General features: G+C 56.1%; 16 protein-coding genes. 10 read left to right on the forward strand and 6 right to left on the reverse strand.

Annotated features, from left to right (window positions below):
* Window positions 1-87: 87 nt before the first annotated feature.
* Window positions 88-522 carry an ACT domain-containing protein gene (locus EKM86_RS07295; RefSeq protein WP_125756565.1) on the forward strand — a complete coding sequence of 145 codons (435 nt, stop codon included), beginning with the start codon at window positions 88-90 and terminating at the stop codon, window positions 520-522.
* Window positions 523-651: 129 nt separating this feature from the next.
* Window positions 652-1,155: a hypothetical protein gene (locus tag EKM86_RS07300; protein ID WP_125756567.1), complete on the forward strand. Its 504-nt coding sequence runs from the start codon at window positions 652-654 to the stop codon at window positions 1,153-1,155.
* A gap of 142 nt (window positions 1,156-1,297) precedes the next feature.
* On the opposite strand, the gene EKM86_RS07305 is transcribed toward EKM86_RS07300, so the two are convergent.
* Window positions 1,298-2,611, reverse strand: coding sequence for a Y-family DNA polymerase (locus tag EKM86_RS07305; protein WP_125756569.1), 1,314 nt, complete (start codon window positions 2,609-2,611; stop codon window positions 1,298-1,300).
* Window positions 2,612-2,723: 112 nt separating this feature from the next.
* Here EKM86_RS07305 and EKM86_RS07310 point away from each other — a divergent pair, with 112 nt between their 5' ends.
* Window positions 2,724-3,566, forward strand: coding sequence for an aldo/keto reductase (locus tag EKM86_RS07310; protein WP_125756571.1), 843 nt, complete (start codon window positions 2,724-2,726; stop codon window positions 3,564-3,566).
* A gap of 24 nt (window positions 3,567-3,590) precedes the next feature.
* On the opposite strand, the gene EKM86_RS07315 is transcribed toward EKM86_RS07310, so the two are convergent.
* From EKM86_RS07315 to EKM86_RS07325, 3 genes are all read right to left on the reverse strand, one after another.
* Window positions 3,591-4,151 (reverse strand): branched-chain amino acid ABC transporter ATP-binding protein, encoded by a 561-nt coding sequence (locus EKM86_RS07315; RefSeq protein ID WP_125756573.1) that lies wholly within the window; start codon window positions 4,149-4,151, stop codon window positions 3,591-3,593.
* A 33-nt stretch (window positions 4,152-4,184) separates the two neighbouring features.
* Entirely contained in the window at window positions 4,185-4,970 is a 786-nt protein-coding gene (locus EKM86_RS07320) for a hypothetical protein (protein WP_125756575.1), read from the reverse strand.
* Between the two features lie 115 nt (window positions 4,971-5,085).
* Window positions 5,086-7,326 carry an LTA synthase family protein gene (locus tag EKM86_RS07325; RefSeq protein ID WP_225419378.1) on the reverse strand — a complete coding sequence of 747 codons (2,241 nt, stop codon included), beginning with the start codon at window positions 7,324-7,326 and terminating at the stop codon, window positions 5,086-5,088.
* 183 nt (window positions 7,327-7,509) lie between these two features.
* Here EKM86_RS07325 and EKM86_RS07330 point away from each other — a divergent pair, with 183 nt between their 5' ends.
* The 4 genes from EKM86_RS07330 (at window position 7,510) to EKM86_RS12375 (ending at window position 11,049) form a co-directional block, all read left to right on the forward strand.
* Window positions 7,510-8,121 (forward strand): VanZ family protein, encoded by a 612-nt coding sequence (locus tag EKM86_RS07330; protein WP_125756577.1) that lies wholly within the window; start codon window positions 7,510-7,512, stop codon window positions 8,119-8,121.
* Window positions 8,122-8,445: 324 nt separating this feature from the next.
* On the forward strand, window positions 8,446-9,294 hold the full coding sequence (locus EKM86_RS07335; protein WP_125756579.1) for a GRP family sugar transporter: 849 nt from the start codon (window positions 8,446-8,448) through the stop codon (window positions 9,292-9,294).
* A gap of 128 nt (window positions 9,295-9,422) precedes the next feature.
* A complete protein-coding gene (locus EKM86_RS07340; RefSeq protein WP_125756581.1) occupies window positions 9,423-10,763 on the forward strand; it encodes a glucose-6-phosphate isomerase in 1,341 nt (446 codons plus the stop codon).
* 145 nt (window positions 10,764-10,908) lie between these two features.
* Window positions 10,909-11,049 carry a hypothetical protein gene (locus EKM86_RS12375; RefSeq protein WP_164506209.1) on the forward strand — a complete coding sequence of 47 codons (141 nt, stop codon included), beginning with the start codon at window positions 10,909-10,911 and terminating at the stop codon, window positions 11,047-11,049.
* 61 nt (window positions 11,050-11,110) lie between these two features.
* Here EKM86_RS12375 and EKM86_RS07345 read toward each other — a convergent pair whose 3' ends face one another.
* Window positions 11,111-12,262 carry a DNA/RNA non-specific endonuclease gene (locus EKM86_RS07345; protein ID WP_125756583.1) on the reverse strand — a complete coding sequence of 384 codons (1,152 nt, stop codon included), beginning with the start codon at window positions 12,260-12,262 and terminating at the stop codon, window positions 11,111-11,113.
* Window positions 12,263-12,423: 161 nt separating this feature from the next.
* On the opposite strand from EKM86_RS07345, the gene EKM86_RS07350 reads away from it, so the two are divergent.
* Window positions 12,424-13,335: a Gfo/Idh/MocA family protein gene (locus tag EKM86_RS07350; protein WP_125756585.1), complete on the forward strand. Its 912-nt coding sequence runs from the start codon at window positions 12,424-12,426 to the stop codon at window positions 13,333-13,335.
* 22 nt (window positions 13,336-13,357) lie between these two features.
* On the opposite strand, the gene EKM86_RS12580 is transcribed toward EKM86_RS07350, so the two are convergent.
* Entirely contained in the window at window positions 13,358-13,489 is a 132-nt protein-coding gene (locus EKM86_RS12580; RefSeq protein WP_263853475.1) for a hypothetical protein, read from the reverse strand.
* A 229-nt stretch (window positions 13,490-13,718) separates the two neighbouring features.
* Between EKM86_RS12580 and EKM86_RS07355 the strand changes: the two genes are divergently transcribed.
* Both EKM86_RS07355 and EKM86_RS12585 read left to right on the forward strand, forming a co-directional pair.
* Window positions 13,719-15,596: an OPT/YSL family transporter gene (locus EKM86_RS07355; protein WP_125756587.1), complete on the forward strand. Its 1,878-nt coding sequence runs from the start codon at window positions 13,719-13,721 to the stop codon at window positions 15,594-15,596.
* Between the two features lie 265 nt (window positions 15,597-15,861).
* Window positions 15,862-15,993, forward strand: a complete 132-nt coding sequence (locus EKM86_RS12585) for a hypothetical protein (protein WP_255533251.1) — start codon at window positions 15,862-15,864, stop codon at window positions 15,991-15,993.
* Window positions 15,994-16,126: the final 133 nt, after the last annotated feature.

Consider the following 16,126-nt stretch of genomic DNA (forward strand, 5'->3'; position numbering starts at 1 on the left):
TTCGTCGTTTAGGCCGGACTTTCTGTGCGCAACTGTTCACCACACGTGATACAATAGGGCTATTTGATAGGGAATCGAGGATTTACTGTGGAAAAATACTATATCGTCGATAGTTCAATTTTGCCTGACGTGGTTGAGAAGGTCATCGCGGCCCGGACGATGATTGAAAACGGTCAGGTCCGCCAGGTTTCAGAAGCGGTCAAGCAGGTGGGCATCTCCCGGGGGACCTATTACAAGTACAAGGATTATGTGTTCCTGCCTGACGCCGGCCTGGCTCAGCGCAAGGCCGTGATTTCGCTGATGCTTCACCATGATCGCGGGATCCTGTCTGAGGTCTTGACGACGCTGTCTAACGCCGATGCGTCGATTATTACGATCAACCAGAACATTCCGATTCACGACTGGGCCAGCGTCGTGATTTCTTTCGATATCAGTAACCTGACCGGCACGGTTGACAGTCTGCTCGCCGCCTTGAAAAAGTCGCGCGGGGTGACCGATGTGACCCTGATCTCAGTGGAGTAGCGCAAAATCGTCAGATTAAACTTGCAAGTGAATTTAATGAGGTATATTCTAATTTGCAAGTACAAACGTGGGTTATGGGAGTGACCTGCGTTGTCTGAGACGATTATTGTCGTTGGGGGGCTTTTCTGAATGAGCCGGATTGTGAAGCTGTTTTGTGGTATTTTATTCGCACTGATCGCGGTACTGCCGGCGCTTTTGCTGGTGGCAATGATTCTACTGATTTCGGTTGCTTTTGCCGGGGTCAGCGCCCCGATTGCCTTGGGGCTGGTACCGCCGCTGCTTGTTCTGGGACTGATTGGTGTCCCGCTGCTTTCAGCAATCCTGCTGGTGGGCCTCTGGTTTGCCCATTTTCATCAGGCGACGCTGCATGTGCTGGATAACGGGGTCAAGCGTGAGCTGACAATCAAAATCAACTTGACCGGCCGTCAAATCTTGCGCCAGCTGCAAAATGAGACCGTCATCGCACATCACCACGGGGGCAGCTGGTTTTCCGCCTTCGACCACGCCCTTGAAGGATTCTTTCACGACGAGCTGCGCGACTACCTGCTGCATCAGGTCAGCGAGCAGTACGGGCTGGACGTTGAGGAAGTCATGCGCCTGGCGGATGACCGGGATTACCATTTCTCACTTTAACTGAAAACGCGGCTGAGCTATAAAGCGGTTTTAGCCCAAAACACAAGGACCTCTGGGCCACGATTCGTTCTTAGAATCGCGGTGCAGAGGCCCTTGTGTACTTGGATGTTGCTTTATTATGTCTGGCGCCGATTTTGGGCCCTCATTCATAGCTGTTGCCGCCGTTGTGGCCGCCGACCAGGCTGGCCCGCTGAATCGCGGTGCCGCCGCGCAGTTTACTTTTGGCGTAGACCACTGCTGTAAAGCCAAATTTCGTGCGCAGCGTGTCCACGGTGCGGGCCAAATCGGTCGTGCGGACCTGCTCGGCCACCGGTTGCAAAAGACTGAGCTGCTCGCCGGTGTCTGGACCCAGCCGGCCGGTGTACACGGCGATGTTGCGGATCACCTCGCCGTGCCAATAGCGGCGAAACAGCATGATCAGGGCTTCGTTCAGCTCGTCGTTGCGATTGGTGGGAAAAATGCGCAGCGCGTGGCTGAAGCCGCTTTTGCCCGAAGCCTCTGCGGCCGCATAGGAAAAGCCAATGCCGAGGCTGATGCTGCCGGCCTTCTTGTGATGATGGCGGAGCCGGGCGGCCACCTGCTCACCGATTTCCTTGATCACCAGCTCGATTTCGCTTTGAATCGCGTAGTCGCGTGGCAGCACTTGTGAGTTGCCGATGCTTGGTGCTCTAGTCACCACGCGCTTGGCGATGGTGGTGCGATCGATGCCCCAGGCCAGGGCAAACAGCTGCTGGCCGATGATACCCATTTCCTGTTCCAGTAGGTAAGGGTTAGCGTGCGCCAGCTCGTAAATCGTGGTAATGCCCAGCCGCCTAAGATGCGCGGCGGTGCGGTCGGCGATGCTCCACACGGCAGTCATGTCGTCGATCGACCACAGCTTTTCCGGTACCGTGGCGTAGGAGATCTCGCCAATGAGATCCGGCTGATGTTTGGCGTACACATCCAAGGCAATCTTGGCCTGGACCGGATTTTCGCCAATGCCGACGGTGGTGTAAAGGCCCAGCGCATGGTACACCGCCTTCTGGATGCGCTTGGCCACCTCGCGCGGGGTCTTGCCGAAAAGCCGCCAGGAGTGCGTGAGGTCCAGCACCGATTCGTCGATCGAATACGGCCATAGATCAGAGTCCGCGACAAAGCGCCGGAAGATGTCGTTGATCTGCAGATTGCGCTGGATGTAGAGGTTCATGCGCGGCGGGACCACCATCAGGTTGGGGTCGTCAGGCAGGTCGCGCTGACGGCTGACGTTTGCCTGCAAGCCGTACTCCTTTTTCGCGATCGGCGAGGTGGCCAGAATCAGGCCGCCGTTGGTATTTTCCTGCTCAGACATGACGACTAAGGCGACCTTCAGCGGGTCCCAGCCGCGGGCGACCGCCTCAACGGAAGCGTAGAAGGATTTATTATCGATTAAAAAAACGACCCGGTGCGGCTCGTTTGCATAAATAGACGGTTCACTCATCGCCAATCACCTCGAGGTTCATTATACGAACAAACGTTCTATTTTGGCAAGCAATTTGATTCGCAGTGAGTGCTATAATTTTAATGTTCAGATTAAAAAATGAGGTGAAAGAATGTCAGTATTAACAGATTCATACACCCTGCCAAATGGGGTCAAGATCCCGCAGGTCGGCTTTGGGACCTGGCAGATTCCTAATGGAGACAAGGCTTATCAGGCGGTGACTGAGGCGTTGCGCCAGGGTTATCGTCACATTGATACGGCCCATGGCTACGGCAACGAGGAAAGCGTGGGCAAGGCGATCCGCGATTCTGGGATCCCTCGCGATCAGATTTTCGTGACCTCGAAGCTTCCGGCAGGTGCGAAGACGGCGGAGGCAGCACAACAAGCCTTTGCGGAGTCCATGGCGCGGCTGGACCTCGGCTACATCGACATGTACCTGATCCACGCCCCGTGGCCGTGGGAGGAGTTTGGGGCCGACTACCGGGTGCAGAACCGGACGGTGTGGGCCCAGATGGAATCCTTCTACACCAGTAAAAAAGTGCGTGCGATTGGGATTTCTAACTTCAACCTGCGCGACCAGGAGGATCTGTACGCGCACTGCAAGATCAAGCCAATGGCGCTGCAGCTGCAGTATTACATCGGTTTTACCGAAGATGACAACGTCCAGTGTGCTAAGGAGAACGGCCTGTTGGTCGAGGCCTTTTCACCGCTGGCAACTGGCTTCTTGCTCAACAATGATGCGGTCAAAACCGTGGCGGCGCATTACGGCACCGGGGTGGCTCAGGTGGCGATCCGCTACGTCCTGCAAAAAGGGCTCCTGCCGCTGCCAAAGGCGACCAGCCCGGCGCACATTAAAGCTAACACCGAGTTGGACTTTACGCTCAGTGCTGAAGACATGAAGACGCTGGACAGCCTGAAGGACACCGCACCAGGTGAGGACAATAACCGGTACTGAGACAATAAAAAACACGCCTGATTTTTAGGCGTGTTTTTTGGTGCCATCTGACGCGGCTGCCAAGCTGGGGGCGCGTGTGAAGCTGTGGTCTGGATGGGCGTCGATCAAGCTTTGATCGGCTGTGAGAATCACAAACCGCGAGTGAGTGCCTGCCAGCGCCTGGTTGGCGAAGCTCAGGAAGGCACGCGTCTCGGTCGGCACCATTGCGGCGGGCAACCCCTTGGCCAAAATGACGGGTCGCTTGCCCATGAGGCCGCGGAAGAATTGGACATAAAGACTTTCCGCTGGGGTCAGCTGGCTTGCGGGCTGATCTAAGAACAGAGTGTCTTGGCGCAGTGCTTCGGGCAGCTGGTTCAGGGCCTGGCCGCGACTGTTGATGAGCAGGTTGGCGCGGACCGACAGATAGGGCACGATGCCGGTGTCGGTTTCATCGACCAGGGCCAGCGCTTTGGTGCAGCCGCCGCTGACAAAAGCCTGGGTGTAGGCGGCGAACGTCTGACTCAGCGAGTCAGCGGAAACAAAGACAAAACTGGTGGTTCCCGGCGCGAAGAGGGTCTGAACATGATCGCGGAAACTTTGTGCCATTTGGGGATGGAAAAGCGTCATAGACAAGGCTCCTTAAGAATTGACTTGATCGGTTGAAGACGCGGTGTGCAGCAGCTGCCGCCTGAGTAAACTCAATTCGGCAAGCGCGGCAGTGCCTTGCCCTAAAATAATCGTGCCACACCCGGTCAGCAGGGTCGGGACAAAGCCATAAAGTTGGTGCGACGGCTGTGGGGCATTCGGCGGCGGGCCAGGAAAGAAGAGTCCGGGGCCGGTAAACTCAGTCAGTTTGTGTTCAAACAGTGCCTTGAGGCTTTGGGTCGCCGTGCTGCTGGACACCGTGCTGCTGAACTCGGCGGTCAGCGCGTTGCGGCTTTGCGTCATCAGCAGGTGATTGAGCGAGTCGCTCAGCAAGAATGTGACCAACCCGACGAACAGGAAGGCCCCGACAAACACCAATAGGCTTTCCACCACGTATTGGGCAGCGACGTCAAACGGACTTTTGCCTAAGATCAGGTAGGTTTCCGACTCTGCCCGCCGGTTGTGTGCGGACCACCAGCCGAACCCTAAACTCAGCAGCAAGGTGATCGCAACCGCCAGCCACCAGGTGGCCACATACCGGCCATCAAGGGAGGCATAGCCGGCCTTGACCGCTTGCACGACTCGGCTGGAAGTCGTCTGACCATTGGTCGTCAGCATTTCCAGGCGGTTGAGAAAGCCTTGGCGCATATTGGCATTAGCGTGGCGAAGCGACCATAACGCCAGACTAGTGAGGCAAAACAGGGCGGCAAGCAGCAATTCGCCGAAGTAAATGCGTTTACGATATCGAATGGCACTGGTTACGCGCTCCATGAACCGCATGCTTGTCACCACCTTTTGACTCAAAGTATAACGGGCAGTTTTGAACAAAGTGTGAAGCCGACGCGAAAAAGTGAGTGTCAAAAAAGGCCCTGATTCGCATCAGAGCCAAACAAGGTTATTTGCTGGTTTGCTTGGATTGCCGGACCTCGCCATTGGCTTGGTCGGCAACCTTGGCAGGGTAGCTGCTGAGCACGCTGGAATCATTTGCGACCTCGGGGGCGTCAGTGCTGAAGTCAGACATAGTTGACTGGTCATTGTTTTGGCTGAACACCGAGGTCGACTTTTTCCCGGCCTGTTGCTCCACGTGCATCATTTGTGCCAAGCTCTGCGAAAAGTCGGCCTGGGCCGGGTTGACCGGGGTATAGCCTTTTGGCACGTAGAAGCGGAGCAGATTTTTGTTGGCGAGGGTGTCCGAAAGCGCCAGTTCCTGATCGACGTGCTTTTGTTTTGCGTCAATTTTGGCCTGCTCAGCGGCTGGCAAGCTGACCAGTTGGCCGGTCTTATTGTCATAGACACTGCCGCTGAGCACGGTGTAGCGCGGGGTGACAAAGTCATGGTCGCGAAAGGCGACGGTGGTGTCATGCTGCGGGGAAAGCAGATCGGTGCCGAATTGGACAAAATGCTGCGTGTTCACACCAAGCAGGTGGAGCAGTGTCGGCAAGACGTCGATCTCGCCACCGTATGTGTGGTTGATGCCGCCCTTGAGCCCCGGCATGTGGAAAATTAAAGGCACGCGCTGGAGCTGAGCGTTGTCGAAGGCGTCCCAGTCGTCTGCAGTGGCGTCGTTGGTGAGCTTCGCGGCCGTGGGATTGGCGTCCGGCGTCAGCATGGCGGCGAGGTTCTTGTTGCGGTCGTCCGACAGGCCGTAGTGGTCACCGTACAGCATGACCAGCGAGTTTTTCTCCAGCCCAGACGTTTTCAGGTAGGTGAAAAACTCTGCCAGCGCTTGGTCGAGGTAGTGGGCGGTTCGGAAGTAACCTTTGATATAGGCGTCATCGGTGTTGGCCTCAGGAAAATCGGAATCCTGGTCGGTGATGAAAAACGGGTAGTGATTCGTCGTCGTGATGACCTTGGCGTAAAACGGCTGCTGCAGGTGTTCCAAGTACTTGACCGTCTCGCCGAATAGCAGCTTGTCCTTGATGCCATAAGCCGTGCGGGTGTTGGCGTCGTGATTATAGAAATTGCCGTCAAAAAAGTAGTTATACCCAAGGCTCTTGTACACGTTGTTGCGGTTCCAGAAGGTGCCCACGCCGCCGTGGAACACGGCACTGGTGTAGCCGGCGTACTGCTGCAGCAGGCTGGGCGCACCCTGGAAGGTGTTATCCGTCCCGAGCGCGGAAAATAGCGAGCCAGAGGCCAGCCCAAACGTACTGGTTTCGAGCATGTTCTCGGCGTCGGAGGTCTTGCCGGGCCCGACCTGATGGTAGAAGTTATCAAAGCTCAGCGTGTCCTTCTGCTTGATCAGCGCGTTTAAAAACGGGGTGACCTCTTGGCCGTCCACCTTTTGGCCAATCAGGAATTGCTGGAACGACTCCAGGTGGATGATGATGACATTTTTGCCTTTCGCCGTGCCTTCGTAGCTGACGTTAGGGGCGGCGTAATGGCTTTGGGTGTACTGCAAGATTTTGTCCATGTCGGCGCTGTCGGCGCTGGCGCGCACCTGATTGTTGCGCGCGGTTTGGAAGCCATCGTAAGCCGTGAACGGCACCAGACCCAGGTACTTGACGGTGTAATTATGATCGAAGTTGCGCGTCAGCAGCTGGGGCCGGTTCAACTCGCTGACTGCCATGGTGACGCCAAAAAAGGCGACGGCGACCAGTGACACGGCCTGGGCGAGGTGATAAGTGACTGGACGGGGGTCCAAAGTGAGGCCAAAGTGCGGCCACTGCAGGGATTCGTGGTGAATGTAGCGCCAGAGGTTGCGCAAGCCGTAGACGAGGTAGGCCAAGACCACCAGTACGACGTCGAGCCAGTAAACTAAGTCGCGCGGGGTCAGCATGTTTAAGGTGCTGGTGCCAAGCCCTTGACTCACCTTGGAGACGCCCAGCATCGTCTGCACCGTCATGAAATCGCTGAATTCTCGGTAGTACAGGACATTGGCAAAGACCAAGATGGTCAGCAGCACGTAGACCACGATCGCCAAGACGTAAGCGCGACGCGGTTTTTTAAGGTAAAGGGCCAGGCCCAGCAGGAAAGCGTCGATGCCCAGCGGATTGATCAGTTGCAGCACTTGCTGCAGCAGTCCTTCGGCGCCGAGCGTGAAGTCGACGTAATAAGCGAACTCCGTCTTTACCCAGAGCAAGGTCAATAAGATAATCAAAAACCCTACTCGGGTCGTTCTAAGCCGGTTGCTCAGGTCTTTCACGGCGCGCCTCCTTACAGAATAGTCGTTGTCATTGTACCTGTATGAGCGAAACGGGGCAAACAAGCAGCCGCCAAACAGGGCTTTTGTAAGAATGATTTAAACCCTTGAGGCTGATCAAGAGGGGCTGGCCCGCATTGCTACAATCAAGATAAAGAAACAAAAACGGAGGCAGCCATGCTATTTCTGGGCCCATTATATCAATATGCCCAATCACGGCTGGCAGGGCACATCAATCATTGGCCACTGGTGAAGCTGGCGATTTATAGCTTGGACAAGACCCTGTTCTACTTGCTGATTGCCTTGGTCCTGCGGTGGGGTTACTTGCGGCTGCGGCACCAAAAGCCGCGGCTGCGCGGGGAGCTGCGGTGGTTCTTTTTCACCGGCTATCTACTGCTGCTCCTGATGCTGACGGTGTTTCGGAATCACTACTTTCCTTGGCAGTGGCCGGTTTATCTGCATCGCCCCCTCAGCGACATTAATTTTGTGCCGTTGGTCAACACGCTTAAATTGCGGTTCGGCAGTCCTGTCGATTTGTGGTATCAGTCGCTGGGCAATGTGGTTTGGTTTTTACCCTTCGGCTTCGGTCTGCCGGCGATGACCAAGCACCGCCTGCGGCCATTTGGAGTCGTTTGGCGCGCGGCTTTGCTGTCTGTTGTTATTGAGGCACTGCAGTTTGTGCTGTACACCGGGGTCGCCGACATTGATGATGTGATTTTTAATACCCTCGGCGGGCTGCTGGGTTACGGCATCTATCGGTTCCTGTTTGGCCGGGGTAAACGGCAGTGACGGTCTGAGAAGACCGTTTTTTTTTATGAGATTTTCTGAAAGCAGGTACGGCTTTTTACATTTGGTGAAAAAATCGATTGTGCAAGCGCTGATTTGAAAAAAAGTTTGGTTCCGGGGGTATACTGTTTGCGGACGCGGATTAACCTCACGCTTTGCGGCGGGTCACCGCCGTCCCCAGCCCGTCTGCAACCGGCTTCAGAAACCGCTTGCGGGCATGCCTGCAAGGGCGTGTAGGGTTGTGCTGAAAACGAAATCACGATAGACTGAATACTTGTGTCTTTAACTATTTGCCCAATATTTAATTCATTAATAAGGAGACGACTCATGGGAATTATTATCGCGCTGATCCCCGCGATTGCCTGGGGATCAATTGGTTTGGTCAGCGGCAAACTCGGTGGAAACGCCTATCAACAAACGCTGGGGATGACCTTTGGGGCCCTGGTTTTCGGTATTGGGACCTTCATTGTGGCGCAACCAACGCTCGATACCCGGGTCTGGCTGTTCGGCATTCTGTCCGGCTTGTTCTGGAGTCTTGGTCAGAGCCAGCAGTTCCAAGCCATGAAATACATTGGGGTGTCGCTGACCGTCCCAATGTCCACCGGCATGCAGCTGGTCGCTAATACCTTGGCCGGGGCCTTGCTGTTTGCAGAGTGGCAGACGACCAAAATGGTCGTGCTGGGGCTGCTTGCCCTGTTTGCCCTGATCGCCGGTGCGGTATTGACGTCGCGCACGGAAAAAACGGGTGAGGCAGGCATCACAAATTACAGCGCCGGGATCCGCACGCTGATCATTTCCACTGTCGGCTACGCGGGGTACACGATTGTCGTCAAAGCGGCCGCGCTTGGCGCCAGTGCCGTGGTGCTGCCGCAGGCGGTCGGCATGGTCATTGGGGCCTTGCTCTTTTCGATTGGCCATCACGCCTTTTCCAAAGCCACCGCAAAAAATGTGGTCACGGGGTTGCTTTGGGGCACCGGGAACGTCTTCATGCTGATGGCGATGGCCGATGTTGGCCTGGCTGTCGCATACTCCTTATCCCAAATGGGCATCGTGATTTCCACGTTCGGCTCGATCTTCCTGCTTGGGGAGAAGAAGACCCACAAGGAAATGATTTGGATCGCCTGGGGGTCAGTGCTGATTATTGCAGGCGGCGTTCTTTTAGGTATCATGAAGTAGTCTTAACTGTTCTGCGCGGGCTTGTTACCTGCGTAGGACTTTTTACTTTTGCTAGCCGCTTTCTTGCTTTTTAGCAGGGCGATGCTTAAAGTTGGAGATGTCAAAGACAATAGGAGGAACTCATTAAAATGGCTCACATTTCATTTGATTCATCGAAGCTTTCAAAGTTTGTTCACGAGAACGAACTGGGCGAAATGCAGGCAATGGTGACTGCCGCAGACAAAGAGCTGCGCGAAGGCACTGGCGCCGGTAACGATTTCCGCGGGTTCTTGGACCTGCCAGTGAACTACGACAAGGACGAATTTGCCCGGATCAAGGCCGCGGCCAAGAAGATCCAAGGGGACTCAGAAGTCTTCGTTGCCATCGGCATTGGCGGCTCATACCTGGGCGCTCGCATGGCCGTTGATTTTCTTTCCCACACGTTCCGCAACTACGAACCAGGCCGTAAGCTGCCAGAAGTCTACTTCGCCGGCAACTCGATTTCCGGTTCGTACCTGTCCGATCTGATTGACATGATCGGCGACCGCGACTTCTCGCTGAACGTCATCAGCAAGTCCGGGACCACCACCGAACCTTCCATCGCGTTCCGCGTGCTGAAGGCCAAGCTGATCGAAAAGTACGGCAAGGACGGGGCCAAGGGCCGCATTTACGCCACGACCGATCGCGCTAAGGGTGCGCTGAAGTCTGAATCAGACGCTGAAGGCTACGAAGAATTCGTTGTGCCTGATGACTTGGGCGGTCGTTACTCCGTGCTGTCCGCTGTGGGTCTGTTGCCGATCGCCGTTGCCGGCGGTGACATCGACCAGCTGATGAAAGGTGCCGCTGATGGCCGCGAAGCCTATTCTGACGCCGACCTCAGCAAAAACGAGGCGTATCAGTACGCCGCATTGCGCAACATTTTGTACCGCAAGGGCTACACAACAGAACTGCTTGAAAACTACGAGCCAACGCTGCAGTACTTCAGCGAATGGTGGAAGCAGCTCATGGGCGAATCCGAAGGCAAGGACCAAAAGGGCATTTACCCATCAAGCGCGAACTTCACGACTGACCTACACTCTCTGGGCCAGTACATCCAGGAAGGCCGCCGCAATCTGATGGAAACTGTTGTTTGGGTCGACAAGCCAAATCATGACGTTGAGATCCCGGCAGAGCCAGGTTCCCTTGACGGGCTGGAATACCTCGAAGGCAAAAAGATGTCGTTTGTTAACCGCAAGGCTTACGAAGGCGTTGTTTTGGCCCACACGGATGGCGGCGTGCCAGTGATGACGGTCACCATTCCGCAGCAGGATGCCTACACGCTCGGCTACCTGATCTACTTCTTTGAAGTAGCCGTTGCCGTTTCCGGCTACCTGAACGGGATCAACCCGTTCAACCAGCCAGGCGTTGAAGCGTACAAGAAGAACATGTTTGCCCTGCTTGGCCGTCCGGGCTTTGAGGACATGACCAAGGAACTGAACGCCCGCCTGTAAGCGATAGGCGCGTCTAGTCCACGGATGAATAAAAAGCGCTCAAGTCAAAAGCAAGGCTCACCATTTATGATGAGGCGATGCGCAAGGCTTGAGCGCTTTTTTGGTAGCGGCAAAGCAGGTATGTTAATGGCCAGGAGGGGCAGCGATGCGTGCTGAAACGAAACAGGCAAAAATGCCTAAAACGGCAGTGTCGACCAGCCGTGCCGACCGCAAACCGGTAGTGGGCGTTGTGACTTTGGCGGCGCTGGCGGGTCTTTACTGGTGGCTAGCGCGGGCAAACAAGTAACTCAGACCGATCAAAACGCCTCGTCTTTTAAGTAAAAGGCGAGGCGTTCTTGTTAAGGTATTTAGCGCAGCGCCTTGCGATACCCCGCGGCTTGCGCTTGTTGCTCTGTGGCGAAGTAGACCGCGTTGCTGGAATTCATCCGGTAGCCGGACTGGCCCGGCACGTGGTAGATGTGGGAGTTGCGATTGCCCACGATTTTGCCAGTGCTGGCGGTGTTCATGTCGCCGCGCGCGCCAGCTGCCGAGGCTGGGGCGGTTGGTGCCGCGCTCGCATTCGTACTCCCACCTTGAGGCTGCGGCGCCGTTGAGGTCTCGGCGGCGCTTACCACGCTGGTGCCATCGGCGTAATTAATCGTGACGCCGGCTTCGACGTTGAAGATGTAGACGTTAAAGCTCAAGCCGCTGGCGCCGATGCCTTCCGCCATCATGTGGACGCCCGAGGCGAGGAGGTTGTTGCCCTTGTAGACTGGCCGCACCGAGTACCGCACATAGGCGTTCGGATTGGTTTTCATGAAGTAGGCGATGTCGTCTTCAAACCGCAACATTTCCGGTGAGTTCAGCGAGCGCGTGCCGGTCATCAGGTTCTTGGGGTTGTTGTTCTGGCCGGTGAGCTGATAGCCAATGAGGTGACTGCGGTTGTAGAGGTAGCCGCTCTTCAACTTCTTGTTGTGCCAGCCGGTGGGATCCCAGGTGAGGGGCTCCCGCTCGGCAGTTGGCATCATGGCCTTGTTCATCAAGGCTTCTGCATCAGTCGCGCGGTTGAGCCCGTCGAGGTCGGCGAACCGCTGCCAAGTGCCTTGCTGAGTGCTGAGGTCCGCGGCGGAAAAAGTCGGCCTGCCGCCGTTGACGTCGATGGTTTGCGTGCCACTGTAGGTGAGGTTGGCCAGGTCTTGATCCGCGGCGGCCTTGGCCTTCTCCGCAGCTGCCTTAGCCAGCGCCGCTTTTTTGGCCGCGGCGGCCTTGGCGGCTTTGGCTTTCGCCTTGGCCGCCGCCCGTTTCTTACGTGCCGCTGCCTGTTTGCGCGCTTTTTCCCGCTTGGCCGCTTGTTTGGCGGCATCGGCCTTGGTAGTTTGCTGCTGGCTTGTGTTGTCGGTGCTGGTACTGCTGCAGGCGGTAAGGCTGGTGGTGCCCAGCCCTAACACGACGGTCAAGGTCGTGGCGATCCTCAGCAGCCGGCGCCAGCTGCGATGCGATGATTCAGTTTTCCCCAACATGATTCCCCCTAATTAACTTCTTCTTCCATTATGCCCTTACGCGGCCGGGCTGGTCGAGTCAAACTGGGGATTTGCTGAATTAATAAAATTTTGGTCCAGGCTTTGACCGGTGCGGGCCCCCTGTGCTAGCGTTAACGTATCAATGATGAAAAGGTGATTGCATGCTTAATGTTGGCGTGATCGGACTTGGCAATATCGCGCAAAAGGCGTATTTGCCAGCTTATGCAACAATGCAGGACACAGTTCAGTGGTATTTGGACACGCGTGATTTGGGGAAGCTGACCAAGTTGGCCAATCAGTTTCGGCTGACGGCGGCCGGCACGGATCTTCAGGCTTTGGACAGTCTCAAACTGGATGCGGTGATGATCCATGCGGCCACTCCGGCCCACTACACGCTGGTCAAGCATTTTCTCGAGCGCGACGTTAATGTGTACGTGGACAAGCCGCTGGCGACGACTAAGGAAGCCGTACAGGAGCTGTACATGATTGCCGCCGCACATCGCAAGCTGCTGACGGTGGGCTTTAATCGGCGGTTTGCACTGATGATCAAGGAGCTTGCCGCGCTGCCGAATAAGAATGTGATCCAAGTCGTCAAAAATCGTGTGGCCAGTCCGCAGCCCGCGGCGGAAGCCATTTTCGATCTGCTCATCCACCCGCTCGACACTGCGCTCATGCTCGCCGGTTTTCCTTCCGACCCCAAAGCGCGGTACAGTATGCACGCCGATAAAGATGGCAACCTTGAGCAGGCGACTGTCACGTTTGCCGCGCAGGGGATGCGGGTCGAGGCCGGGATCAACATGGTGGCCGGCGCGAATTTAGAAGAGGCCACGGTCAGCACCACTGATGGCGTGTACCGGGTGCAGGACCTCAGCCGATTGCAGGCCTACACCAAGGCTGGTGAGACCACTAAGCTGGCCCCGGACTGGCAGCCAACGCTTGAGACTCGCGGCTTTGCCCCAGCGGTTCGGGCCTTTTTGACCGCGATTCAAAATCAAACGGATAATCCGGTCGCCCCGGAAAGCAGCCGAATCACGCATCAGCTGCTTGCCGACATGGTTGCTCAGCTCCACTAAAAAAACGCCCGCGGGCGTTTTTTTAGTTCGTTTTCGAAACGGCGGCTTTGATGGTCAAGATGCCGGCACTCAGCGCTAAGGCGCCAGAGACCAAGGTCAGACCGCCCGCGACTGTGGCCAATATGCCAAGTGGCAGGATGTGAGTTTTGCGCATGACTGAATCCCCCCCTATCTGTCTTTAGTTTACCTGATTGGTTAGAAGAACGCGCGACAATTTGTCCCCGTTTCCTGGCTTGCCGAATGTGAGGCGGCACGGGCAACGGGATTTTTTTGCGGATTTTTCTTTGGGCAACAGACGTTATCCGTGCAATTAGGGAAACCACCATGCTAGATTTAAGTTAAACATAGTAAACAATTTATGGTAAAGATAAGGGGGAACCAATATGGAAAAGCCAATCAGCGTCCCCAAGACGCAGGCGCCGGCCAAACCCAAGAGCCGCGTCGGCTCCACCATCGTACTCGGCGTGGGCATTTTGCTCGCGCTGCTTTTCGCCGCGTCGACGGCCTATTCGGGGATGAAGGCAGGGCTCACTGTGGCGGCTGGGATTCCAGGGGCCATTATCGGCTCGGCGGTGGTCCGCGCCTTTGCCCGCAGGCAGGGGTTTGCCGGCACCAACGAAATGCAAGGAATGTCCAGCGGGGGTGAAACCGTCGCTTCCGGGATGATTTTTGTATTACCTGCAGTCCTGTTGATCGGCGCGCAGATCAACTTCTTCGAGGCGGTGTTGGTCGGCACGCTGGGCGTGCTGTTCGGGATCGGCACGGCCTCCATCGTTGAGAATCACTTGATCGTCGGCAGCAAGGACACCCTGCTGTATCCGGAAGCGATGGCGATCTCCGAAACGATCCGGGCCAGCGCGGCAGGCGGCCAGGGCATGAAAATGATGGCCTCAGGCTTTGGCATCGGGGGGCTGTTGACCATGGCGACCGGCTCGATGTTCGGCTGGATCAACAATCATTTTGTAATGTACGGTCCTAAGGATTTTAAGTGGAAGTTTGAGCTGGAGGTTAATCCGCTGCTGGCAGGGATCGGATTTATTGTCGGCATGCAAGTGGCCCTGCAGATGTTTGCTGGGTCACTGCTGGCCAACTTCGCAATTGCGCCATTGATCGGTTACTTTACCGACATGGCGGGCGGCGGCCACGAGGTCTGGAACGCGGCGGGTACCGCAGTGAGTTCGCTGGGGTTTGACGGCATTTCCGGCAGCTACAATCGTTACTTGGGCGCCGGCATGATGCTGTGCGGCGGCCTGATCGGCGCAGTTAAGCTGGTGCCAGTGATCGGGCGCTCACTGAAAGTCGCGTTTGGTGGCAAGGAAAAGAAATCCATGTTTGGCATCATGCTGCTGGGCTTTGCCATTTTGTCAGTCTTTGTGCTCAGCAGTATTTTCTCCGGCAACATCATGATCGGCCTGCTTGGTGGGGGTCTGGCGATGTTGTTGGCCTTCGTCTTTGTGGTCGTGGCTGCGAACCTGACCGGCACGATTGGCACCTCAAACTTGCCAGTTTCCGGGATGACGATTGCCTCGCTGGTTCTGCTCACGGTGCTCTTCGTGGCGATGGGCTGGACCTCTGACTTTGATCTGCGCTCGCTGCTGCTTCTAGCCACCTTTGCGGTCACCGCGATCAGTATCGGCGGGGGCTACTCGCAAACCCAAAAAGCCACCGAGCTGGTTGGCGCGGCGCGGCCAAAGATGCAGCGGCGGTTCCTGCTGGCTGCGGTGATCGGGGTGGTGACGGTGGTCGGCGTAATCGTGGTCTTAGCGCCACAGCTGGCTGATACCAGTGCCGACGCTGCGTTTGGCCTGCCTCAGGCCAACCTGATTGCGGCTTTGACCTCAGGAATCATCACCGGGCAGCTGCCATTCACCATCATCTTCATCGGGGTGGCAATGGGTCTGGTGATGCACTTCCTTAAGCTGCCGATCATGACAGTTGCGATCGGTTTCTACCTGCCGATGGCCACCACGGCGATTATCTTGGTCGGTGCGATTGTTCGCATGATCGTTGAAGGCAAGGGCAAACCGGCCAATCAGGAACGCGTGCAGCACGGCGTTTCGCTGTCCTCAGGCCTGATCGCAGGCGGGTCGATCATCGGCCTGACCGGGATTCTGCTGTCAATCAGCGGGGTGCTGACTCACGGCACGCCGACTGGCATACTAGCCGGAAACGGCGCGGCAGTCGCACTGCTCGCTGTGCTGGTGATTGCGATGCTGTTCTTCCTTCGTAAATCTTCTGTAACGGCGAAAACAAATAAATAATGGTGCCGGCCAGGGTCGAACCGGGCGTGTCTGACCGCTGAACGCACGCTACTGGCGGCCTTACCGGGGGTTTATGAAATGTGACAAAATAGTTACAAATGCGCCGTGAATTTGCACCAATGTAAAAATTGTGTATAATGGGCAACATACAAAGAAAAGAATTAGAATCTTCACGGAGCGTTTGAGGACCGGCAAGGCCACTTAAACGGCGATGTAATCGGCCCGCGAGGAATCCGAATTTTGATATAAAAGGAGGATGACGCAGATGGTCACAGTATTAGTCGGTGCAGCCGCACTCTCGGTTAACGGGTTGTGGGTCTACGCGATGTTTGATCGAGCAGGGCGGACCTGCCGTCACCAAGAAACCCCAAACATGATGGTCGCTAAGAAAAAATAGCGCATGCGAGAGGAAAAAGTACGCCGTTGCAACTTACACTGTTGCAGCGGCGTCTTTTTTCTACGCCTAGTCAAGAGAAATGTTGATGTTCCGGTATTTGTTTTGCCCGGAATTGTTGGTGCGAGACCTCACA

Source organism: Lacticaseibacillus hegangensis (assembly GCF_003946465.1).
Taxonomy (GTDB): domain Bacteria; phylum Bacillota; class Bacilli; order Lactobacillales; family Lactobacillaceae; genus Lacticaseibacillus; species Lacticaseibacillus hegangensis.